Below are 25,593 nucleotides of genomic sequence, written 5' to 3' on the forward strand. Positions count from 1 at the left end.
TCGACCTGACCCTGGAAACGTTCGACGGCCCCGAGGGCCTCGGCGCACAGCTGACCTACGCCACCGACCTGTTTGACGGCGCGACCATCGAGCGTCTGGCACGGCATTGGCAAAACCTGCTGGGCAGCGTCGTTGCCGATCCGCAGCAGCGGGTGGGGGAACTGGCCCTGCTCGACGAAGCAGAACAACAGCAGGTGCTGGTCGACTGGAACCGCAGCGCCGCCGAATACCCGACTGACCGCTGCATCCATCAGTTGATCGAAGCCCAGGCCCGGCGCACGCCGCAGGCCACCGCGCTGGTGTTCGACGGGCAATCACTGAGCTATGCACAACTCAATCGCCAGGCCAACCAGTTGGCGCACCGGCTGATCGAACTGGGTGTCGGCCCGGATCAGTTGGTCGGTATCGCCATCGACCGCAGCCTGGAAATGCTGATCGGGCTGTTGGCGATTCTCAAGGCGGGCGGTGCCTACGTGCCGCTCGACCCGCAATACCCCGAAGACCGTCTGGCGCACATGATCGAAGACAGCGGCCTGCAACTGCTGCTGACCCAGGCTCATCTGACCGGGCAACTACCGATTCCGGCTGGCGTGCAGACCCTGTTGCTCGACCCGCAAGGCGAGCACGCTCGCGGTTACAGTGAAGCCGATCCGCAGGTATCGATCAACGGTGAACACCTCGCGTATGCGATTTACACCTCCGGTTCCACCGGCAAACCCAAAGGGGTAATGGTGCGCCATCAGGCGCTGGTGAACTTCGTGGTGAGCATGGTCAAGGCGCCGGGCATCGAGGCCCAGGACCGCATGCTGTCGCTGACCACGTTCTCGTTCGATATTTTCGGCCTGGAAATCTACGGCCCGCTGCTCAGCGGTGCCCGCGTGGTGCTGGTGGACAAGCAAACCGCCCAGGATCCGCAAGCGTTGCTGGAGATGATCCGGCAACAGGAAGTCACCGTGGTGCAAGCCACGCCGTCGACCTGGCGTATGTTGCTCGACCACGAACAGGCGCCCATCCTCCAGGGCTGTAAATTCCTCTGCGGCGGCGAAGCGCTGGCCGATGACCTGGCCCAGCGCATGCTCGGCTTGGCGGGGCAGGTCTGGAACCTTTATGGCCCGACTGAAACCACCATCTGGTCGGCGGCCTGGCAACTGACCCGCGAGCAGCGCCAGCCGTACCTCGGCAAACCGATTGCCAACACCACGCTGTACATTTTGGGCGACGATCTGGCGCCGAACCCCGCAGGCTCGATTGGTGAACTGCTGATCGGCGGCGACGGCCTGGCCCGTGGGTATCACGACCGTGCGGCGATGACCGCCGAGCGCTTCCTGCCCGACCCGTTCGGCAACGGCGCGCGGCTGTACCGCACCGGCGACCTGGCGCGCCATCGGCACGACGGCGTGCTCGAATACAGGGGGCGCATCGACCACCAAGTGAAGATCCGCGGTTTCCGCATCGAGTTGGGTGAAATCGAAGCGCGTTTGCTGGAGCAACCAGCGGTTCGCGAAGTGGCGGTGCTGGCGCAGGAAGCCCTGGGCAGCCAGCAACTGGTGGCCTATGTGGTTGCGCCGCAACTGGACCTCAATGCCGCCGACGATCAACTGCGCCTGCGTGATGAACTCAAGGCGCGGCTCAAGGAATGCCTGCCGGAATTCATGGTTCCGGCGCATGTGCTGTTCCTCGCCAGCCTGCCGCTGACCCCCAATGGCAAGCTCAATCGCAAGGCGTTGCCGGCGGTGGACGCCAGCCAGTTGCAGGCGCGTTATGTCGCGCCGCAGAGCGAACGGCAACAGCAAGTCGCCGCGATCTGGCAGGACGTGCTGAAGCTGGATCGCGTGGGCCTGACCGACAACTTCTTCGAGCTGGGCGGGCACTCCTTGCTGGTGACCCAAGTGGTGTCGCGGGTGCGGCGGGTGCTGGACATCCAGGTGCCGTTGCGCAGCTTGTTCGAGTACAGCACCCTGGAGGATTTCGTCCAGGCGCTGGGCGCTGAACCCGGTGAGCAGTCACCGCCGATGACCCGGGTCGACCGTGACCAACCGCTGGCGCTGTCCTTTGCCCAGGAGCGCCAATGGTTCCTGTGGAAAATGGACCCCGACAGCGCCGCCTACAACATCCCGACCGCGCTACGGCTGCGTGGCGAGCTGGACAAAAATGCCCTGCAACGCAGCTTCGAGGCATTGGTGGAACGCCACGAAAGCCTGCGTACGGCGTTCGTCGAGGAAGATGGCCGCACCTGGCAGGTGATCCGCCTGCAAGGTCGCGTGAGCTTTGTCGAGCAACGTCTCGCCGCCAGCGATGAGGCCAGCATCAAGGCCTTCGTCGAGAAGGAGACGCAACGCCCGTTCGATGTACTCGACGGCTCGTTGGTGCGTTTCGTTCTGCTGCAGGTGGGCGAGCAGGATCACGTGCTGATTCTGACCCTGCACCACATCGTCTCCGACGCCTGGTCGTTGCAGGTGATGATCGATGATTTGATGGCCCTGTATGCAGCGATCAGCCAGGGCCGGCCGGCCGAACTGCCACCATTGCCGGTGCAGTACGCCGACTACGCGGTGTGGCAGCGTCAATGGATGGCCGCCGGTGAACGGGATCGGCAATTGATGTACTGGACCGAAAAGCTGGGCAGCGAACAGTCGCTGTTGGAGCTGCCGCTGGATCATCCGCGTCCGGCGCAGCAAAGTTTTCGCGGGGCGCGTCTGCCGATCACCCTCGACGAATCCCTGAGCAATGCCCTGAAGGCGCTGGCCCTGCGCGAAAACGTCACGCTGTTCATGCTGTTGCTCGGTTCGTTCCAGACCTTGCTGCATCGCTACAGCGGCCAGGCGGATATCCGCGTCGGCGTGCCGATTGCCAACCGTAATCGGCTGGAAACCGAGCGGCTGATCGGTTTCTTCGTCAACACCCAGGTGCTGCGTACCGAGTTCGACGGCCAACTGACGGGCGCTCAACTGCTGCAACAGGTGAAGCAGACGGCCATGGCGGCGCAGATGCATCAGGACCTGCCGTTCGAGCAACTGGTCGATGCGCTGCAACCGCAACGCAACCTGAGCCATAGCCCGCTGTTCCAGGCAATGTTCAACCATCGCAGCGAAGCGACCTCAACGCTGGCCGAATCCTTGCCGGGCATCGAGCTTGCAAACCTCAGTTGGGAACACCGCACCGCGCAGTTCGACCTGACCCTGGACACCAGTGATAACCCGCAAGGCCTGCACGCGTCGCTGACCTACGCCACTGATTTGTTCGAGCCATCGACCATCGAGCGCATGGGCCGGCACTGGCTGAATCTGTTGCAAGGCCTGGTCGAGGACATTCACCGTCCGGTGGGGCAATTGCCATTGCTCGATGACCGGGAGCGTCAACTGACGGTCATCGACTGGAACGCCACCGCCGTCGACTACCCGTTGCATCGCAGCGTGCAGGCGCTGATCGAAGAACAGGTCGGTAAAACCCCGCAGGCGTGTGCGCTGGTGTTTGCCGAGCAACGCCTGAGCTACGCCGAACTCAATGCTCGAGCCAACCAATTGGCGCACGCGCTGATCGAGCAGGGCGTCGGCCCGGATGTGCTGGTGGGCATCGCGGTCGAGCGGTCGGTGGAAATGGTCGTGGGCTTGCTGGCGATCCTCAAGGCCGGCGGTGCCTATTTGCCGCTGGATCCGCAATACCCGCAGGAACGCCTGGCGTACATGTTTGAAGACAGCGGCATTCAACTGTTGCTGACCCAGAGCCACTTGCTTGAGCAATTGCCGATCCCGGCCGGCATTCGCAGCCTGGTGCTGGATCAGGACGGCGACTGGCTGGAAGGCCGCAGCGATGCCAACCCTGGCATTGACCTCGACGGCGAAAACCTTGCCTATGTGATCTACACCTCGGGTTCCACCGGTAAACCGAAAGGCGCGGGCAACCGTCATTCGGCGCTGGTCAATCGCCTGTGCTGGATGCAACAGGCCTATCGGCTCGACGCCACGGACAGCGTGCTGCAAAAAACGCCGTTCAGTTTCGACGTGTCGGTCTGGGAGTTCTTCTGGCCGCTGTTGGCCGGCTCGACACTGGTAGTGGCCGCGCCGGGCATTCATCGTGATCCGGCGCAGTTGATCGAGTTGATCACCGCGCAACGCATCACCACGCTGCACTTCGTGCCTTCGATGTTGCAGGCGTTCCTGCAAGACCCTTCGATGGGCGAGTGCACCAGCCTGACCCGGATCGTGTGCAGTGGCGAAGCCCTGCAAGTGGATGCGCAGCAGCAAGTGTTTGCCAAGCTGCCCAACGCCGGGCTGTACAACCTCTACGGCCCGACCGAAGCGGCCATCGACGTCACGCACTGGACGTGCATCGAGGAAGGGCGCGACAGCGTGCCAATCGGCCAGCCGATCGCCAACCTGGGGACTTACATTCTCGATCACGAGTTGTCGCCGGTACCGGTGGGTGTGATCGGCGAGTTGTACCTGGGCGGCGAAGGCCTGGCCAGGGGTTATCACCGTCGCCCTTCGCTGACGGCGGAGCGATTCGCGACCAGCCCGTTCGGTGACGGCCAGCGCCTGTACCGCACCGGCGACCTGGCGCGTTATCGCGCCGACGGGGTGATCGAATACGCCGGGCGCATGGACCATCAGGTGAAAATCCGTGGCCTGCGCATTGAGTTGGGCGAGATCGAAGCGCGCCTGGCCGAACACGACGAAGTCCGTGAAACGGTGGTGATCGCCCAGGACGGCACGCTGTTGGTGGCGTATGTGGTGCCAGCGCGCGGCGCATTGCTGCACGCCGACGATGACGTTCGCAGTGCTTTGCAGCGTAGCCTCAAGGAACACCTGAGCCAGACATTGCCGGACTACATGGTCCCGCAGCATTGGCTGTGGCTGGAAAAAATGCCGGTCAGCCCCAACGGCAAACTGGAGCGCAAGGCGCTGCCCAAGGCCGACACCACGGCCAGCAGCAAGGCTTACGTCGCCCCGATCAGCGCCACCGAGCAGGCGCTGGTGGCGATCTGGCAAAGCGTGCTGGGGCGGCCGCAGGTGGGGATCAGCGACAACTTCTTCGAGCTGGGCGGCGATTCGATCATCTCGATCCAGGTGGTCAGCCGGGCGCGCCAGGCGGGGATTCATTTCAGTCCCAAAGACCTGTTCCTGCACCAGAACGTGCAAAGCCTCGCGGCAGTGGCGAAGGTCGGCGACAGCGGCTTGAGCATCGACCAGGGCCCGGTCACTGGCGACACGCCGTTGCTGCCATTCCAGCAGTTGTTCTTTGAACGCGAGATGGCCGAGCCGCACCACTGGAACCAGTCGGTGCTGCTCAAGTCCGCCAAACCGCTGCACGCCCGACACCTGGAGCGTGCGTTGCAGGCGCTGGTCAGCCATCACGACGCGTTGCGCCTGGCCTTCACCCGCCAGGGCGACAACTGGACCGCGCAGCATCGTTCCCTGGCCGAGCAGCAGGCGCTCTGGCAACAGTCGCCGCTGCTGTGGACCGCCGAGGTCGCCGATGCCGAGGCACTCGAACAATTGGGCGAACAGGCACAGCGCAGCCTCGAACTGGCGAGCGGTAATTTGCTGCGCGCGGTGCTGGCGAACATGGCCGATGGCAGTCAGCGACTGTTGCTGGTGATCCATCACCTGGTGGTCGACGGCGTGTCCTGGCGCATTCTGCTCGAAGACCTGCAACAGGCCTGCGAGCAGTTGCAGGCGGACCAAACGCTCACATTGCCGGCCAAGACCAGCGCCACCCAGGCCTGGGCGCGACGCTTGCAACAACATGCCGACAGCCCGGCGATGCAGGCTCAGCTGACGTTCTGGCAAGGGCAATTGCAGGATTCGCGCAATGACTTGCCCTGCGATCGACCCCAGGGCGAGTTGCACAACCGCCACGCCTTGCATGTACAGACCCGTCTGGACAAAGAGCAGACCCGCCAGCTGTTGCAGGAGGCACCGGCGGCCTATCGCACACAGGTCAACGATCTGTTACTGACGGCGCTGGCGCGGGTGATTGCGGACTGGACGGGTGAAGCCTCGACCCTGATCCAGCTCGAAGGCCATGGCCGCGAGGCGCTGTTCGAAGAGCTCGATTTAAGCCGCAGCGTGGGCTGGTTCACCAGCCTGTTCCCGGTCAGGCTGACCCCGGCGATCACGCCGCAGGACTCGATCAAGACGATCAAAGAACAGTTGCGGGCGATCCCTGATAAAGGCCTGGGCTTTGGCACGCTGCGCTATCTGGGCAATGACAATACCCGGCATGCGCTGCAAGCCTTGCCCGTGCCGCGCATTACCTTCAACTACCTGGGCCAGTTCGATGCCGGGTTCGGCGACGAGGCGGGCGCACTGTTCACCCCGGCCAGCGAATCGGCGGGCGCGGAGCAAAGTCCGCTGGCGCCGCTGGGCAACTGGCTGACCCTCAATGGCCGGGTGTATGGCGGCGAATTGAGTATTGGCTGGACGTTCAGCGGGCAGATGTTCGATCAGTCGACCATCGAGCGATTGGCGCAGGCTTATGCGCAGGAACTGGGTCTGTTAATCGAGCACTGCTGTGAGGCTCGGCATCAGGGGCTGACACCGTCGGACTTCCCGCTGGCCGGGTTGACGCAACGCCAGCTCGATGGGTTGCCCGTGACGCCACGCCAGGTCGAAGACATTTACCCGCTGTCACCGATGCAGCAAGGCATGCTGTTCCACACCCTCTACGAACAGCAGGCCGGCGATTACATCAATCAGCTGTGCGTGGACGTTGAGGGGTTGCAGGTCGAGCGTTTCCGCGAGGCCTGGCAAGCGGCGCTGGATGCCCACGATGTGCTGCGCAGCAGTTTTGTCTGGGACGGTGAGTTCAAGCGTCCGTTGCAGGTGATTCACAAGCAACTGGCCGTGCCGTTCACCTTCCATGACTGGCGCGCCCGGAGCGATGTGGCCCTGGCACTCAGCGAACTGGCGGCCGCGCAGCGCCAGCAGGGTTTTGACCTTGCCGCCGCACCGTTGCTGAACCTGACGGTGGTGCGTCTCGACACCGCGCGTTTTCACCTGATCTACACCAGCCATCACATCTTGATGGACGGCTGGAGCAATTCGCAGCTGCTAGGGGAAGTGCTGCAACGCTACAGCGGCCAGGTGCCGGCGAACACGGCGGGGCGTTATCGCGACTACATCGAATGGCTGACGCAACAGGACGCGCAGGTCACCGAAGGTTTCTGGAAGGGCCAGTTGGCCGAGTTCGATGAGCCGACCCGGTTGGCCAAGGCGCTGGTGTGGACCGGCAGCGATGCCGCCAACACCGCTCAAGGCGAGCACTATCTGACGTTGGACCAGGCGCAGACCGCCGGGCTCAATACGTTTGCACGGGAACAGAAAGTCACCCTCAACACCCTGGTGCAAGCAGCCTGGCTGCTGCTGTTGCAACGCTATACCGGGCTGGACACGGTCAGCTTCGGCGCCACGGTGTCCGGACGTCCGGCGCAACTGACCGGGGTCGAACAGCAGATCGGTCTGTTCATCAACACCTTGCCGGTGGTCGCCAGCCCACGGGCCGAACAGCCGTTGGCGCAGTGGCTGCAACAGGTGCAGGCGCAGAACCTGGCCTTGCGTGAGCAAGAACACACCGCGCTGTTCGACATCCAGCGTTGGGCCGGGCAGGGCGGCGAAGCCCTGTTCGACAACATTCTGGTGTTCGAGAACTACCCGATCTCCGAAGCCCTGCAACAGGGCGCACCGCAAGATCTGCGCTTCGGTGAAGTGGGTAACTTCGAGCAAACCAATTACCCGTTGACCTTGTCGGTCAACCTCGGCGCCGAGTTGTCGTTTCAACTGAGTTTCGATCGTCAGCAGTTCGATGACGCCGCGATTGAACAACTGGCCGGGCATCTCGCGCACCTGCTGTTGCAGATGGTCGAGGCACCTGCAGCCAGTGCCGTGGGCGATCTGGCCCTGGTCTCGACCGCTGTGCGCGAGCCGCTGGCGCTGCCGGTCGATAACGTGTGCGTGCAGCGCTTGTTTGAACTGCAAGCCGAGCGCACACCGCAAGCGCTGGCGCTGATTTTCGACGAGCAACGCCTGAGCTATGCCCAGCTCAATGCTCAGGCCAATCAATTGGCCCGCGTGCTGCTGCAACATGGCGTCGGCCCCGAAGTGCTGGTGGGCATTGCGGTCGAGCGTTCGACGCAGATGATTATCAGCCTGCTGGCGGTGCTCAAGGCCGGGGGCGCCTACGTGCCGTTGGACCCGGAATACCCGGCCGAGCGACTGGGTGCGATGATCGAGGACAGCGGTCTGCGTGTGTTGTTGACCCAAAGTCACCTCGCGGCGGCGTTGCCAGAAGCTGCGGACGTGACCGTCCTGAGCCTGGATCAACTGGATTACCCGACCCAGGCCGACAATCTGCCGGAGCGCAGCGGCCCGCCAAACCTGGCGTATGTGATGTTCACCTCGGGCTCCACCGGGCGCCCGAAAGGGGTCGGCATCACCCACTCGGCGCTGACCCGTCATGCCCGGGTGGCCCTGGATTTCCTCGGCCTCACGCCGCAGGACCGCTCGCTGCAATTTGCCACGTTCAACTTCGATGCCTTTGTCGAGCAGCTTTACCCGGCGCTGATTTGCGGTGCCTCGGTGGTGCTGCGCGGGCCGGACATCTGGGACAGCGAGACCTGGTATCGCGAATTGCTCGACAAGCAGTTCAGCATCAGCGACCTGACCACTGCCTACTGGAATATGTTGGCCAAGGACCTCGCAGCGGCGGGTCATCGTGACTATGGCGCGTTGCGCCAGGTGATCGTCGGTGGCGAAGCCATGCCGCCGGAAGGTGTTGCCGCCTGGGGCCAGGGCGGGCTGGGCCATGTGCGCCTGCTGAACACCTACGGCCCGACCGAAGCGACGGTCAGCGCCACGGTGCTCGATTGCAGCGACTACGTGTCCGGCCGCAGCCCGTTGCCGGTGACCATGCCGATTGGCCGGGCGTTGGGCGGCCGGGCGATTCATGTGCTCGACACCCAGGGCCAACCGGCGCCGGTGGGTGTGGTCGGTGAACTGGTGATTGGCGGTGAGCTGCTCGCACGGGGCTACTTCCAGCGCCCGGAATTGACCGCCGAGCGCTTCATTCCCGACCCGTTCGATCCACTGGGCGGTGGCCGCGTGTACCGCACCGGCGACCTCGCGCGTTATCGCGCCGACGGCGTGATGGAGTACGTCGGGCGGGTCGATCATCAAGTGAAGATTCGTGGTTTGCGCATCGAGCTCGGTGAAATTGAAACCCATCTGCTGAAGGTTCCTGCGGTGCGTCAGGCACTGGTGGTGGCGCAACCGGGTGCCATCGGTCAGCAATTGGTGGCGTACGTGGTGTTCGACGATCCGGCGCACGTCAGTGCCGATTCATCCACGCTGGCGGCGTTGCGCGATGACATCAAGGCACGCCTGAAGGCCAGCCTGCCGGATTATATGGTTCCGGCCCATGTGCTGTTCCTCGAAGGCCTGCCCCTGAGCCCGAATGGCAAGATCGATCGCAAGGCCTTGCCGGGCGTCGATGCCCGTCTGGTGGCGTTGGACTTTGTCGCGCCTGAAGGTGCATTGGAGCAGCAGATCGCTAAGGTCTGGCAGGACGTGCTGGAACTGGATCAGGTCGGCCGCGACGATCACTTTTTCGAACTGGGCGGGCATTCCCTGCTCGCGACGCAAGCGGTGTCGCGCCTGCGCAAACTCACGGCCTGTACGTTGGGCCTGCGCGACCTGTTCAGCCATCCGCGACTCAAGGACCTGGCGGCGTGGATCGCGCAGCAGCAGGGCACAGCTGAGCCGAACGGCCACGGTGTGGTGCTCAAGGCCCATGGCACCCGGCACAGCGCACCGTTGTCGCTGGTGCAGCGTCGCTTGTGGATTGCCGAGCAATTGTCCGGCGGCACCGCGGCCTATGGCATGCCGATGGCCTTGCGTTTGCGCGGTGAGTTGTCGGTGGAACGGCTGATCAGCAGTTTCGCCGAGGTGGTGCGCCGCCATGAAGTGCTGCGCACCGCGTATACCCAGGACGATGAAGGTGACCCGATTGCCGTGATCGCCGAGCAGGTTGAACTGGATTTCCCGGTGATCGATTTGTCCGGTCTGTCCCGCAGTGCCCAGGAAGAGCGGGTGGCACAAGCGGCACTGGAAAACGCGCGCACGCCGATTGATATGGAACACGCACCGCTGTTGCGTGGACGGATCCTGCACCTGGGGCCGACCGAGCATGTGATGCTTTATGCGATGCACCACATCATTTCCGACGGCTGGTCGATGGGCTTGCTGGTCAACGAACTGGTGCAGATTTACCACCGCATCAAGGCCGGTGACCTGACCCCGTTGCCGGCGCTGGACGTGCAGTATTCCGACTTCGCGCTGTGGCAGCAGGAACTGGAGCAGCAAGGCGTGCTGGCGCGTCAGGCCGAGTACTGGAAAGCGCGGCTCGCAGGCTATGACGGGCAACTGAAGTTGCCATCGGACAACCCCCGTGGTTTGACACCGTCCTATGCGGGTGACGCGGTGCAGTTCCAGCTCACCACGCCACTCAGCACGGCCTTGCGCAAGTTGTCCATGGACGCGGGCGTCACGCTGTACAGCACGCTGCTGGCGTCGTTCCAGGTGTTGTTGCACCAGGTCAGCGGCGTTGCGGATGTGTTGGTCGGTGCCGACGTGGCCGGGCGTGAACAGCCGGAGCTTGAGCGGTTGATCGGCTTCTTCGTCAACGTCTTGCCGTTGCGTTCGCAGTTCGACGCCGCCACGCCGTTCGCCCGATTCCTGGGCCAGACCCAGGAATCCCTGCTCGGTGCCATGGAGCGTCAGGACCTGCCGTTCGACATGATCGTCGACGCCTCGGACGTGCCGCGGCACAAGGGCATGAACCCGCTGGTGCAAGTGTTGTTCGTGATGAACAACCTGCCGGGACGCACCCAGGCCATGGGCGGTTTGAGCGTGGAATCGCTGCCGGCGCTGGAGACCCATTCTAAATTCGACATGGCGTTGTTCGTTGACGATGAAGCAGGGCAATTGCTGGGTACTTGGCAATTCGCCACAACCTTGTTCGGACACGAGCGCATTCAGCACCTGGTGAAGGCCTGGATAGCCCTGTTGGAACAGATCGTCGCTGATCAGGACATTCTATTGGGAGCTATCAGCATGCCAGTCGACAATTTAGCGGTGGCCGCCAAGCCTGCCGTCCCCGGACCCAAGGCCGACAAACTCGGCAAGTTCCTCAAGCGCGGTGCCGCCCCGGCGGCCAAGGCCCGACCGGCACCGATACGCGAATCGCTGATCGCCGCGCCACAGCCGTTCCCGCTGCTGCTGGAACCGAACGAGCCGCATTTGGACTTGATCGAGTGGATCAACAACAACCGGCCGCTGATCGAAGAAAAACTCGTCAAGCATGCCGGGATTCTGTTCCGTGGTTTTGAGCTGGATGGCATTCAGGGCTTCGAGGCGTTTGCCGAAGCGATCCAGCCAGGGCTTTACGGCCATTACGGCGATCTGCCGAAGAAAGAGGGCGGCAAGAACACCTACCGCTCCACGCCGTACCCGGAACGCAAGATGATCCTGTTCCATAACGAGAGCTCCCATCAGGACCGCTGGCCGCGCAAGCAGATGTTCTATTGCGAGCAAGCCGCGCCCATTGGCGGAGCGACTCCGGTAGTGGATTGCCGGTTGATGTACGAAAAACTGCCGGCGGACCTGCGCGACAAGTTCGAGGAAAAAGGCCTGCTTTACGTGCGCACCTTCACCGACAACCTCGACGTGTCCTGGCAGCACTTCTTCAAGACCGAAGACCGTGCCGAAGTCGAGGCCCGTTGCCAGGCCGGTGGCATCGAATGGCGCTGGCTCGACAACAACGAATTGCAAACCCGCACCCCAGGCCCGGCCATCATTCGTCACCCGGTGACCGGCGCCAAATCGTTCTTCAACCAGGTGCAACTGCATCACATCTATTGGCTGGAGCCGGACGTGCGGGAAGACCTGTTGTCGATGTTCGGCCTGGACCGCATGCCGCGCCATGTGTTCTACGGCGACGGCACGCCGATCGAAGACGAAGTGATGCAACGCATCGGTGACTTGTACGAAGAATGCGCGGTGCGTTTCGACTGGCAAAAAGGCGACGCCATCCTGCTCGACAACATGCTGGTGGCCCACGCCCGTGATCCGTTCGAAGGCCCGCGCAAGATTGTCGTGGCCATGGGCGACATGTTCGACCGCAGTGCCCTTGAACGCGTAATGAACACCGAGGAAACCGGAGCATGAACGAGGTATCGATGGACCAGCAGGACCTGGGTTACGCCTTGACGCCTGAACAGCAACGGTTGCTGGAGCAGTTGCCCAAGGCCCCGGCCTGTGGCGATGCGCTGCATTTCCTGGAGATCGAGATCCGCGGCGCCCTCGATCCGCAGCGGGTGCAAAACGCACTGGATCGGGTGCTGGCGCAACAGCCAATGCTGGTCGCGCGGCTGGGCAAGGCGCCGGGTTTCCATGGTGTCCGGCAGTTCGTCGGGGGGGCGGAGCGCTTCCCGCTGAGCGTGCAGGCGCGGGTCGATACCCCGGCCGGTATTCAGGCTCAGCTCAGCGAATGGTCGGAGCGTGCTTTTGTCGTCGGTGAGTCCGAGGGCGCGCAAGCGGTGCTCTATCGCCTGGCCGATGATCAATGGAAATTGGTCTTGGGCCTGGCCCGGCACAGCCTCGATGAAAGCGGCGTGCGATTGCTGTATCAGCAATTGGTGCGGGCCTATGGGCAACAGTCGGCGGCGGACGATGAAGAGACCGGTGAGTTCACCCAGTACCTGGAATGGCGCAGTGAAGTGGTGCTCGACGAAGACGCGGCCGATGCACGTACCTACTGGCAGGAGCACCTGCAAGGCGCCGATCCCGATTTGAGTACTCCGTGGCTGGCCTATCGCAACGGGAATCCTGGATTGTCGTCGACCACTGAATTGCTGGCGCTCACACTCGATCCGGCACTGCGCAGCGGTTTGCAGCAAGTGGCCGGGACGTTGGAGCAATCGCCGAGTGTGGTGCTGCAAGCGGCCTGGTGGCTGTTGCTGAGTCGGCTCAGCGGGCATGAACAGGTGCTGGTCGGTGTGCGGCATGACAGTCGCGAAGATTACGAATACTTCAGCGATGCCGTGGGCGTGTTCGAGAAAACCCTGCCGCTGAACCTGCTACTGACGACGAATGCAGCGTTCAGCACCTGGGTGGCGGAGTTGGCGGCGCGTCTGGATGAGCACCGTACTTGGCAGGAATACTGGTCGCCTGAACTGGCGCCGACGGCGGCTCGCCCGGCGTATGGTTTTGCTGTTTGCCGGGCCACGCAAGCCGCGACGTCCGCTGATTTGCAATGGACTCCGCGTTCGACAGTGCGCGATGCACTGTTTGAATTAATGCTTGAACTGGAAACGGACGAGGCGGGCAACGCCCACGCGTTCCACCTGCATTACAACCCGTCCCGCTACTCGGTCCAGGCGATGGAAGGGTTGCTGGCGCAGTTGCGCGTATTGCTCGAAAACATCGTTGCCAATCTTCACGCCGAACTCGGTCAACTGAACGTGTTGGAAGCCGCCGAACAACAGCGCTTGCTGTCGATCAACCCGCCAGCGCGAGCACTGGTCGATAACCGGTTCTTGCCGCAGCGCATTGCCGACTGGGCCCGGACCACGCCGCAAGCCATCGCCCTGACTGACGGCGATCGACGCCTGAGTTACGGGCAGTTGCAGGCGAAGGTCGAGGTGTTGGCCCAGGCATTGAAAGCCCAGGGCATGGCGCCGGGAGCTATCGTCGCGCTGACCTTGCCACGCTCGGCGGAGCTGGTGATCGCCATGCTCGCGGCGTGGCGCATCGGCGCGGCGTACCTGCCGCTGGACCCGCAATGGCCGCAAGCCCGTCAAGCATTGATGCTGGAACAGGCCGGCGCTGCGTTGCTGCTGGTCGACGCCGGGCACATCGCGCAATGGCACGATTATCCGTTGCCTCTGGCGACCGTGGACCGGGTGCTGCAATCGGCCCCGGCGAGCACGTCGGCCATCAGCCTCGACACACAGGGCGATCAGGCCGCGTACGTGCTGTTCACCTCCGGCTCCACCGGTATGCCGAAAGGCGTGGTCATCGAGCACCGGCAATTGCTCAATTACACCGCTCACGTCAGCCAGGCCCTGGGGCTGGAGCAGTGCCAGCAGTTCGGTTTCACCTCCACGGTGGCGGCGGACCTGGGCAACACGGCGCTGTTCGGCGCCTTGTTCAACGGCGCCTCGCTGCATGTGGCCAGCGATGAGCAGATGCAGGACGGCAATTTGTTTGCCGATTTCCTGCAACGGCAAGCCATCGATTGCCTGAAGATCGTTCCGTCGCACCTGGCTGCGCTGCTCGACAGCGAACGCGCGCAACTGCCACGCACGCTGGTGCTGGGCGGCGAGCCGATTGCCCAGGCATTGGTGCAACGGATCGCCGGTTTGCGCAGTGATTGCCGGGTGTTCAATCACTACGGCCCGACCGAGGCCACGGTCGGCGTGCTGGTTCATCCGCTGGATCTGGAGGCGGCGGTGCCTGACGCCGGCGTTCTGTCCCGGGTGTTGGGCAACAATCAGGTGTTTGTACTCGACGATAACCTGCAACTGGCGCCGGTCGGCGTGCTGGGCGAGTTGTACCTCGGCGGCGCGCAGTTGTGTCGCGGCTACGTGAATGTCGAGGCCGATTCGCAAGTGTTTATCCAGAGCCCGTTCAATCCGCAGGAGCGCCTGTACCGCACCGGCGACCTGGCCCGCTATCGCCCGGATCTGGCGATTGCGTTGCACGGTCGGCGCGATCAGCAAATCAAGGTACGGGGTTTTCGCATCGAACTGGCAGAGATCGAAGCCGAGTTACTGCGTTTGCCACAGGTCGCGCAAGCACTGGTGTTGCCGGGGCCGTCCGCGCAAGACGGGATGCTCGCTTTCATCGTGCCGCATCAGGCGCCTTCGGCGACTTTGCTCGATGCCGTTCGCGACGAACTGGCGTTGCGCCTGCCCAGTGTGATGCTGCCGCAGCACTTGCAGTTGATCGACAGCTTCCCGCGACTGGCCAACGGCAAGGTTGACCGCAAGGCCTTGCAACAACTCGCGTCCACCTCGGCTGACGATGGAGGCATGCAGCCCCGCGATGCTCTTGAGCAATTGCTGGTGACGCGCATGGCGCAGTTACTGGGGGGTGAGCGTCTGGGCATCGACCGGGACTTTTTCGCCGCCGGGGGGCATTCCTTGCTGGTGATCAAACTGGTGGCCGGCATTCGCAAGTTGTTGCAGTGCGAAATCCAGCCGGGCGTGGTGTTTGACCATCCGACCGTGGCAGGTCTGGCGGCGGCGTTGCGCTCCCGGGAAAGCAGTCCGGGTCAGTTGGAGAAGATGGCCCAGGCGAGGCTGCGTCTGGACAACATGAGCCCCGAAGAAAAAGCGTTGCTCACCGAAAAAGCCCGGCAACTGCAAAACGCCAAGGCTGCACAAAACGGTTGAAGTAGCAGAAAAAAAAGGCCGACGCCCAATGCGTCGGCCTTTTTTTGAATTTTTTCGCAAATGATAAATAAACTCATTCCGGTTTCTGCACGGTGCTGCGTCTTACTTACGTAAGCAGATAAATCGAGCCGGGCAGGGTAGCCACAGGGTTCAGTTTTTCCCAGCCGTACACATTTTTACCGCTGCCCGGACAAACGATCGAGCCCGGGGAGGGGCCGGTCATCGACTTGCGACGTGTTGTCCGAGATGGCAGCCGATCCAGGCGGTTCACAGGTCCTGGCAGCGGCAGGGCACTCGGTTGCCCATGGATCCTATCCATTTCAATTAAAAATAGAGAGCACGATGTCAGCAATTCATGAGTTGAAACCTCTGTTCAAGGCCTTGGTCATTGCCCGAACCCTGCGATCGCGTCGCTCGTTGGCCGGTCTGGGCATGGCTTGCCTGCTGCCGCTCAGCGCGCAGGTCCACGCCGAAGACTTCACCCTCAACATTCCTGCCCAGCCTTTGCCTCTGGCGCTGCAGGCGTTTGGCACGCAGACCAATCAGCAGGTGATCTACAACGCCGATGACATGGCCGGCCTGCGCAGCACACGCGTCAGCGGCAAGTTGAGCAGCGAAGCGGCGATTGCCCAATTGCTCAAGGGCACGGGCGTGCACTACAGCTTTGAAGGCAACACGCTGATGCTGGTACGCGGCAGTTCGACCGAGGGTCTGGAACTGGGCGCCACCACCATCAACGCGCAACAGGTGGGCGCGACCACCGAAGGTTCGAATTCCTACACCTCGAATGCCGTGACCATCGGCAAGGGCACCCACACCCTCAAGGAAATCCCGCAGTCGGTCACGGTGATGACCCGCAAGCAAATGGATGATCAGGATATCGTCGATCTCAAGGACGCGGCCAACAAGACCACCGGACTGGTCGGAGCCCAAGGCGTTGGCAGAGGTTTGATCCTCTCTTCGCGCGGTTTCCAGATCGATGACTGGCAGTACGACGGTGTGCCGATCCCGCGCAACACTTACGCGCTGGGCAACTGGGCCACGCAGGACTTGATTTTCTTCGACCGCATGGAAGTGCTGCGCGGTGCGTCGGGCTTGCTGCAAGGCACCGGCAGCCCGGGTGGCGCGGTCAACCTGGTGCGCAAGCGCGGTCAGGCCACACCGACCGTGACCCTGACCGGCAAGGCCGGCTCCTGGGATCACTACGGTCTGCAACTGGACGCCGGTGGGCCGTTGAACCAGAACGGCACCATCCGTGGACGTTTCCTTGTCGACCAGGACGACACCCACACGTTCGTTGATTCCGAATGGTACAAGACCACCTCGCTGTACGGCGCGCTGGACTTCGATCTGAGCGAAGCCACTACCGTGGGCGTGGCGGTCAGCCAGTCCGACGGCGAATCGCGCTCGAATGTCCGCGGCTTCCCGCGTTACTCCGACAGTAAACCCATCGACCTGCCGCGCAGCACGTACACCGGGGCGAAGTGGAACCATTCGGATATCGACGTCACCACGCTCTACACCGATCTGGAACACCGTTTCAACGACGACTGGGCCTTCAAGGTCGGCGCCGTGCGCATGACGGAAACCAACAAGGCGAAGAACCAGCGGGTGCAATCCTCCGGCGATGGCATCAATCCCGATGGCAGCGGCGTGCAATACGCTGACTTCGTGACGGACATGGATTCCACCAAAGTCGCTCTGGACATGAACCTCACCGGCAAGTTCGAAGCCTTGTCCATGCCGCAGGAAATCATGGTGGGCGGCAACTATTCCAAATACACCTCGGACGACAAATACGCCCGAACCTTCAATGACAGCTCCGACAATATCTTCGACATTGATCACAACCGTCCGCAGATCAGCTACGAAGGCTTGATCAATAGCCCCGGTGGTCGTGGGACTCCCAGCCAATACGACATCCGCCAGAAAGGCCTGTACGGCAGCTGGCGGGTCAAGCCTGTTGAAGACCTGACCCTGGTGCTCGGCTCGCGGGTCAGTTGGTACGACTACAATTACAAGTCTTCGACCCAGACCGCGACCGGCATTACAGAAGATCCAAAAAGCACCGCCACTGAAACCGGAGAAGTCACGCCCTACGCCGGCATCATTTATGACCTGAGCCGTGAATGGGCGGTCTACGCCAGTTACACCGACGTATATACACCGCAAACCGAACGCGATACCGCCGGCTCGGTACTTAAACCGATTGTCGGCAGTAACTACGAGGTGGGTCTCAAGGGCGAGTTGATGGATGGCCGGATCAATACATCCGTGGCCCTGTTCCGTTACGACCAGGAAAACCGTGCCGTTCTCGATACGCAGGGTGCGCAAACCTGCGACGGTTGGTATTGCTCGACGGCATCGGGCAAAGTGCGAAGCCAGGGTCTGGACGCTGAAATCAGCGGCGAAGTGATCGACAATCTGCAACTGTTTGCCGGCTACACCTACAACACCACCCAATACCTCGACGACCCTGACAACGAAGGCAAAATCTTCAGCTGGTGGACGCCTAAACACATGCTGCGTGTGTGGGGCAATTATCAGTTGAGCGGCGACTGGAGACGTGTGAGTACCGGCCTGGGCTTTACCGCACAAACCCACACGGTAGGTTTCGACCACTCCGTCAACGTTCCGGGTTATACCGTGTGGAATGCCCGAGTCGGTTACCAGCTCACCCCGGAAATCGAGCTGGCGATGAATGCCAACAACCTGTTTGACAAGACCTACTTCGCAGCGGCCTACAACCAGATTAACGGCAACAACAACTACGGTGATCCACGCAACGTGATGTTCAGCGTGAAGTACACGCCGGAGTTCTGAGTCCTTTGCACGAGCGTCAATGTTCCGGCCCGCGCCCTTTTATCAGGGGCGCGGGCTAATGCTTGTAGCAGCTGCCGAGTCCGCGAGGCTGCGATCTTTTTATCGATTACCTGAAGTACAAACAAAAACGCAGAAGCCATGGTTTCTGCGTTTTTTTGCCGTCGCCAGGTCAGCTACATGACTCACCTTGGCAGTCGAGGAACACTTCGGTAAACGACTCGAGTAGCGACTCGGCGTAGATCATGCTGCGGTGTGGCAGCGGTGAGTGGATCGAGGTGTGCAATTGGCCTGTCACGTTGTGGGCCCTGAGCAGTTGTTCCGAATGCAGCACTTGCTCCAGGGTTTTATGCGACAGCGACCACCAGCAACTGGCCTGGACCTTGAGCATCGGCAGCGAGAAAGCGTTGAACGCGTCCACCAGACGATCGTGAATCGCATAGGCCTGGGCGTTCATGATTTCCTGCTTGATGCCTTCCAGGGTCGCGATCATCTGTTGCTCGCCGGTGGCTGTCTGTTCACTGACCCAGCGATAGAAGCCCTTGAGGTCGGTCGTCGGGTTCTGCGCCATGAAGGCGGCCGCCGCTTCTTCCAGGTGCGCAAACATCAGGTTGAAGACTTCGAGGGCCGCCAGCAGTTCGTTTTCCGCGCTGAGGTGGTTCGGGTTGTCTTCTTCCAGGGGCTTGCGTGGCAGGTCAGCGGGCAGGTCATGTTCGGGCAAGGTGGTGTCGACGAGGCCGAGGAAGGTTACTTCCTTGGCCTGGCGTTCCAGGTGAGCGGCGATGTCCATGGCGATCGCGCCACCCAATGACCAGCCCATCAATCGATAGGGGCCGTGGGGCTGTTTTTCGACGATCTGTGCGCTGTAGTCGGCAATCATCTCGGCCCAGGTCTGTGGGTTCGAGTCTTTGTCGGCGAAGCCCTTGTGCATCACGCCGAAGGTCCGGGCGTGGGCGCTGAGTTTTTTCGCCAGCGGCTGATAGCAGAACACGATACCGCCGCTGGGGTGCAGGCAGAACAGTGGCGGTGCCGACGCGGTCGAGGCATTGAGTTCGACCACGCATTGCGCATTCTGCTGATGTTCCAGGGCGATGAATCTGGCCAGCGCCTGGACATTGGGGTGAGCCAGCATTTGTTGCAGCGCCAGTTTGATGCCCAGGCGCGTGTTAAGGGTCGAGATGAATTGAATAGCCAGAATCGAGTGGCCGCCCAGTTCGAAGAAATTGTCGTCCAGGCTGACACGGTCGACCTGCAACGCTTCTTGCCAAAGTTCGGCGAGCGCTTTTTCCAGCGGCGTGTCGGGCGCCATGAAGGGCCGCTGTGTCTGGCTGAGGTCGGGCAGCGGCAGGGCCTTGCGGTCCAGCTTGCCGTTGGGACTCAACGGCATGGCGGCCAGTATCAACAGATGACTGGGCACCATGTAGTCCGGCAGATTGACCTTGAGTTCAGCCTTGAGGGTTTCGCGCAGGTCGAGGTGTTGCTGCTCGTTCAGCGAGTCGCTTTGCGCCACGACATAGCCGATCAACTGCAAACCCGCCGCGCCTTCCCGGGCAACCACCAACGCCTCACGGACCTGGGGCGATTGCAGCAGGCATGACTCGATTTCCCCGAGTTCGATGCGGAAACCACGAATCTTCACCTGGTGATCCAACCGGCCTGCATACTCGATCACGCCGTCGGCGCGGTAGCGCGCCAGATCGCCGGTGCGATAGAGACGGCCGCCGCCCTGAGCATCGAACGGGTCGGGGATGAAGCGCTCGGCCGTGAGCTCAGGTCGCTTGAAGTAACCACGTGCGAGCAGGTCGCCGGCAATCACCAGTTCACCCACGACGCCCACCGGCACCGGCTGGCCGCCGGCATCGAGCAGGTAAATCGCACGTCCGGCCAGAGGTTGGCCGATCGGCATGCTTTTGGGCAGGGCGATATGCCCCGTCACGTAGTCGCTGCAATCGAGCACCGTGGCGCTGACCGTCGTTTCCGTCGGCCCGTAGGTGTTCAGCAGCCGCACGTGCCCGAGCCCGGCCTTGCCCCAGGCCGCCACGCCCTCCGGTGGCATGGCTTCGCCACCGACGATCACTTGCCGCAATGCACCGTAGTCGCGCTGACCGGCTGCGGCGAAGTCCTTGGCCAGCATGTTCCAGTAGGTGGTGGTGAGGTCGCTGACGCTGAACTGTTTGTCGAGCAGTTCGCGGTACCAGGTTGCACTGTCCCAGATATCCGGCCCGCGCAGCACCACCGAGGCGCCGCAGATCAACGCCGGGTAAAGCTGCTCGACGAAGGCATCGAAGTTGAACGTGGCGAACTGCAGGGAACGGTCCTGTGCGGTCAGGCCAAGAAACGCCAATGCCACCTGGGCGTGACGGGTCAACGCCGCCTGGGTGATGCCGACCCCTTTGGGGCGACCGGTGGAGCCGGACGTGAACATCACATAGGCGAGGTTCTTGCCAGTAGTGCGGCAAGGCGGGTTGGGGGCGGGCAGCGTCCCCCGGACATTGATGTCGTCGACGCAAAGTCGCTGGACGCCAGGCAACGACGGCAGCCGATCAAGCAGCGAACGCTGGCTCAGCAACACGCTCAGGCCACTGTCTTCAATCATCCAGGCCAGGCGTTCCCGCGGGTAGTCGGGGTCCAGCGGTACATAAGCGCCGCCAGCCTTGAGCACCGCCAGCAGGCTGATGATCATCTGCGCCGAACGCTCCACGGCGATACCCACCAGCACTTCCGGTCCGACACCCTGTGCAATCAACGAGTGGGCCAGGCCATTGGCGGCGGCGTTGAGCTGGGTGTAGCTGAGCTGAAGATCGTCGCAGATCAGCGCCACCGCGTGCGGTGTGGCCAGCGCCTGGCGTTCGAACAATTGATGCACGCCTTCCTCGGGTTGGGCCGACACGGGCGGGTTCCACTGCTGCAACTGCACTTGTCGCTCATCCTCGCCCAGCAACGGCAGTTCGCCGAGCGCGCGATCAGGATCATCGACCAGTGCCTGTAGCAGATTCTGCCAGTGCCCGGCCAGACGCTCGATGGTCTCGGGGGTGTAGAGGTCGCGGCTGTATTCCAGGCTCGCCGCCAGGCCGTGTGGCGAGTACGCGACGTCTAGCGACAAATCGAACTTGGCCTGACCCGACCCCGCGTCAAGAAACTCCAACACCAGTCCGTCCAGATCGATGTGCGCAGGCTCCGCGCTGTCGGCCCGCCAGTTGAACAGCACCTGGAACAGCGGATTGGCTTGTGCGCTGGCCTGCAATTGCAGGGCATCGAAACTCAACTCCAGCGGGTAATCCGCATGGTCCAGCGCCGCCAGGGATTCGCGGCGCAGGCGCTGCAGGAAATCGCTGGCGGACAGCAACGGATCGAGGCGTACGCGGTACACCTGACTGCTGACAAAGAAGCCGACCAGCGCTTGGGTTTCGCTGCGATTGCGCGTGGCATTCGGCACGCCGACGGTAAAGTCCTGCTGACCGCTGTAGCGGCTCAACAACAGTTGCCAGGCCCCGAGCGCGGTCACGAACGGCGTCAGGCCCTGTTGTTGGCAGAAGCGGTTCAGGGCAGCCGAAAGTGACCCCGGCAGTTCGAACTCATGCTTGCCGGCCGGATGGCGGTGTTGCGCGCTGCGGGGGAAATCCACCGGCATATCCAGGGTCGGCAACGGAGTGCCCAGGTAGTTTTGCCAGTAGTCGGCGCTGTTGGCGCAGGTCGCGCTGTGCAGGTAGTCACCGCGTTGCCAGGCTGCATAGTCGGCGTATTGAATCGCCGGACGTGGCAGCGGCGGGGCGTCTGCGTCGCTGGCCTGGGCGAAGGCACGGTTCAGGTCCTGCATCAGGATCGCATTGGACCAGGCATCGGAGACGATGTGGTGCATGTTCATCAGCAACAGCTGTTCTTCGGTGCCGACCTTGAGCAAGGTCGCGCGCATCAGCGGCGCCTGGCGCAGGTCGAACGGCGTGCCCGCCTGGGACTCGATGCGCAGCGCTATCTGCCGGGCGCGGTCTTCGTCGGCCAGTGCGGTCAGGTCTTCCTGGCCGAGCACCAACTTCGCCTGATCATCGACCACCTGCATGGCCACGCCGTCGATCTCGCGGAACGCCGTGCGCAGGATGTCGTGGCGGTCAAGCACCCGGTTCAGCGCAATTTCCAGACGCTGTGCCTGCAGCGTGCCGGTGATGCGCATCACTCGCGGCAGGTTGTAAGCGGCACTCTGCGGTGACAGTTGCTGTACAAACCACAACCGTTGCTGGGCAAAGGAGAGTGGCGCCGGGGTTTGCCGTGCGCGGGCGGCGATGCCTTGGGGTTGATCACCGGCATCGGCCAGCAGCAGCGCCAGTACATCATCATCGATCATGTCGTTCATCGGTCTCTCTTCGTCGGCGGCCGCCTGGGCGCTGACGGCTTGGCCGGACGTTGCGCCCACACGGGTAAACATTCAGTGGGTAACGGCCGGAACGAGGGCGCTCCGGCGGATTGACAGGCGTTGGCAGAGAGCGTGATCAGACCGCCGCCAACGACGGCTTCTGCGCGACGACCCGTCCGCCCTCCATTCGCACCAATTGGTCGGCGACATCGAAGTAACGGTCGTCGTGGGAAATGACGATGATGGTCTTGCCCAGGTATTTGAGTTCCGGCAACAGCTCGGTGTAGAAGATGCGCCGGAAGGCCGGGTCCTGGTCGGCCGCCCACTCGTCGAACACCAGCACCGGGCGTTCTTCCAGCCAGGCGTTCAACAGGGCCAGGCGTTTGCGCTGGCCGGTGGACAGGTCGGTGGTGCTGAAGGCGCCATCGCGGATGGCGACCTTGTGCGAGATTTCCAGGCGTTCCAGGTAACGGTTGGCGTCTTCGGGAACGTTCTGTTCGCCTTGCACCAATTCGTCGAACAGGTAGTAGTCGGCGAAAATCGTGGTGAACAACTGGCGATAGTCGTCGCGGTTATGCGCCAGGACCGGCTTACCGTTAAGGATGATTTCCCCGCCCTGCGGCGCATACAGCCCCAGCAACAACTTGATCAGCGTGGTCTTGCCGCCGCCATTCTCGCCGACGATAAACACGATCTCGCCCTGGACGATGGACAGGTTGACCGGCCCGAGGGCGAAGGGCTTGCTGCCGTCCACCGCCGGGAAGGCGAAATGCACGTCGCGCAATTCAAGGTGTTCGACCACCGGTTTCGGCGCGTCTTTGTCACTGAGCAGCAGGTGCGGTTCCGGTGAAGAAAACTGCTCCGCCAGATCGGCGATGCGCTTGAACGCAATGTTGGCGCGGCTGACCACCGGCAGGGTGGTGACCAGGTATTCCATCGGGCCCTTCATGTACAGCAGCACCAGCACGAACCCGCTGAGCACCGCTTTATCAGTGCCCAGCCACAGCGATTGCAGGGCCAGCGCCAGGCCGATCACCACGAAAAACAGCATCGAGCCAAGGGTCTTGGCCACCACGAAGGTGTTGACCGCGCGGATGTGCGTGTTGCAGATGAAGTCAGCGGTGCCTTCGATGCGTTGGCTGAACATGCGTTGGCGGCGCGGACGATGGATGCGCAGTTCCTTGGCGCCGGCGGCAATCGCGCTGTAGTGCTTTTGCAGTTCGTCCTCGGCTTCGCGAGCCGCCTGGAAACCCTTGATGCCCTTGGCCCGGGCCACGTATTGCAGCGTGGTGCCGATCACCAAGGCCACCAGCAGCAAGGCAAACATCGGCAACGACAGGTAGGCCAGGTAGCTCAGGCACCCGAGGGTGACGGTGAACGCAATGGCCAGCGGCGCGAAGGAAAAGGCGAAATCACTGACGGTGTCGACGTCATGGGTCAGCACCGGAATCAGTCGATAACTGCGGAAGCGCTCGATCTGTTCGATCGGTGCCAACAGCACTTTTTCCCCCAGGGATTTACGCAGCCCGGCAATGATGTGCTGCCCGACATGGTTGGTGCCGATGTCCGACAGGATCGACGTCAGCAACGCCACCGCGCACAGGGCGATAAACGTTGCCAACACCCGGGTTGACGGGGTGTCGGCGGCGTTCAGCGCGTCATTGATGGTCGCCAGTAATGCGGTGATGCTGAGGCCACCGAGCATGCCGAGCATGATCGACACCACAACGATGACCCGGAAAGGCCTGAGCAGGCCGAGGACTTCACTGAAGGCTCCGCGGGATTTTGAGGTCATGGAAGTTTCCGCTTCAAGTGCCGCTAAAGGGCAAAGGTTCAAGAGTTTGGCTGCTTAAAAGACGAAACCCGTGGGCGGCGATTTAGCCGCGCACGGGTTTGTTGCAGGTCATGCGACAGGAGGTGGGAGCCTCAAAGATCTCGCGCGACGCGAAAACCGATCCAGTCGCCACGGGTGTCGGGGTAGGTGGCATTACGGTTGCCCGAACGCGAGAACACCGGTGCTTCACCCCAGTCATTGCCGCGAATGCGCCGGGCCGTGCATTCGCCGGTCAACCACGCACTGCCATCGCTCGGTGCACCGACGTAATTCTCGTTGTAGCAATCGGCGGTCCACTCATAGACGTTGCCGTGCATGTCGTACACACCGAAGGCGTTGGCCGGGAAACTGCCCGCCGGTGAGGTGAAGTTGTAGCCATCGGCGGCGCCGTAGGTGTTGGCGTGTTTGGCGATGCTGTATTCCTTGCCTTCATCGAACGGGAAGGGGAACGGGCCGCTGCTGCCCGCGCGGGCGGCATACTCACGCAGCGATTCGCTGACCAATCGATAGTGTTTGCCGGTCTTCTTCGAGAGCCAGGCCACGTAGGCATTGACCTCGGGGAAGTCCATGCACACCGCCGGATGCCTGGCCGTGCGCTCATAGCGCGGCACGCCGGCCTTGCACTCGCGGCCCGGCCGGGTATCGCCGTCGGGCATGACGTAACCGCTGTCGCGCAGGTAGGCGTCCCACTCGCCGGCCAGCACCTGAAAGCGGCTGATGGCCAGCGGTTTGATAAAGGTCACCGGGTGCAACGGACCTTCGTCGGGTTCGCGCCCCACTTCATTGTCCGGGGTGCCCATGGTGAAGGTTCCGGTGGGCAGCACGACCATCTCCGGGCAGTCCTTGCAGTCCTTGAACACCTTTCCGGGCGGGGCGGGTGCGGCGGCCTGAGCGATGCCCGGCAGCAGGCCGGCAACCACAGCGGCAAAGGCCAGTGCGGGGAGCGTCTTCAGGGAAAAGCTACGCAGCTCACTGTTCATCATTGCTCTCGATAAAAAGTTGAAAGGAAAGGCGCGAAACCTGTGGGAGCGAGCCTGCTCGCGAATGCGGTGTGTCATTTAACGATGATGTTGACTGACTGGACGCCTTCGCGAGCAGGCTCGCTCCCACATGGATTGCGCTATTCATCATGGGGCTGGG

General features: G+C 62.4%; 6 protein-coding genes and 1 pseudogene (1 of these 7 running past the window's edge). 3 read left to right on the forward strand and 4 right to left on the reverse strand.

What is annotated here, in order from left to right:
- The 3 genes from QMK51_RS09575 to QMK51_RS09585 all read left to right on the forward strand — a co-directional run.
- Positions 1-12,221, forward strand: partial view of a non-ribosomal peptide synthase/polyketide synthase gene (locus tag QMK51_RS09575; protein ID WP_320393861.1) — the 3' portion only. It extends 1,297 nt beyond the left edge of the window; 12,221 of the gene's 13,518 nt are visible here — the last part of the coding sequence; its start codon lies off the left edge, out of view; the stop codon is at positions 12,219-12,221.
- The gene (locus tag QMK51_RS09580) at positions 12,218-15,451 is read left to right on the forward strand and encodes an amino acid adenylation domain-containing protein (RefSeq protein ID WP_320393862.1); all 3,234 of its coding nucleotides are present in this window, start codon (positions 12,218-12,220) and stop codon (positions 15,449-15,451) included. Before QMK51_RS09575 ends, QMK51_RS09580 begins: the two co-directional genes overlap by 4 nt.
- Before the next feature lie 342 nt (positions 15,452-15,793).
- Positions 15,794-18,274 (forward strand): TonB-dependent siderophore receptor, encoded by a 2,481-nt coding sequence (locus QMK51_RS09585; protein WP_320393863.1) that lies wholly within the window; start codon positions 15,794-15,796, stop codon positions 18,272-18,274.
- Positions 18,275-18,443: 169 nt separating this feature from the next.
- Here QMK51_RS09585 and QMK51_RS09590 read toward each other — a convergent pair whose 3' ends face one another.
- The 4 genes and pseudogenes from QMK51_RS09590 to QMK51_RS09605 all read right to left on the reverse strand — a co-directional run.
- Positions 18,444-22,619: an amino acid adenylation domain-containing protein gene (locus QMK51_RS09590; protein WP_320394495.1), complete on the reverse strand. Its 4,176-nt coding sequence runs from the start codon at positions 22,617-22,619 to the stop codon at positions 18,444-18,446.
- 136 nt (positions 22,620-22,755) lie between these two features.
- Entirely contained in the window at positions 22,756-24,414 is a 1,659-nt protein-coding gene (locus QMK51_RS09595) for a cyclic peptide export ABC transporter (protein ID WP_320393864.1), read from the reverse strand.
- Between the two features lie 131 nt (positions 24,415-24,545).
- On the reverse strand, positions 24,546-25,433 hold the full coding sequence (locus tag QMK51_RS09600) for a formylglycine-generating enzyme family protein (protein WP_320393865.1): 888 nt from the start codon (positions 25,431-25,433) through the stop codon (positions 24,546-24,548).
- A gap of 34 nt (positions 25,434-25,467) precedes the next feature.
- Positions 25,468-25,584: pseudogene (locus QMK51_RS09605) on the reverse strand (metal ABC transporter ATP-binding protein); the annotation flags it as partial.
- Positions 25,585-25,593 lie beyond the last annotated feature (9 nt).

Origin of the sequence: Pseudomonas sp. P9_31, from assembly GCF_034008235.1 — a bacterium.
GTDB lineage: Bacteria > Pseudomonadota > Gammaproteobacteria > Pseudomonadales > Pseudomonadaceae > Aquipseudomonas.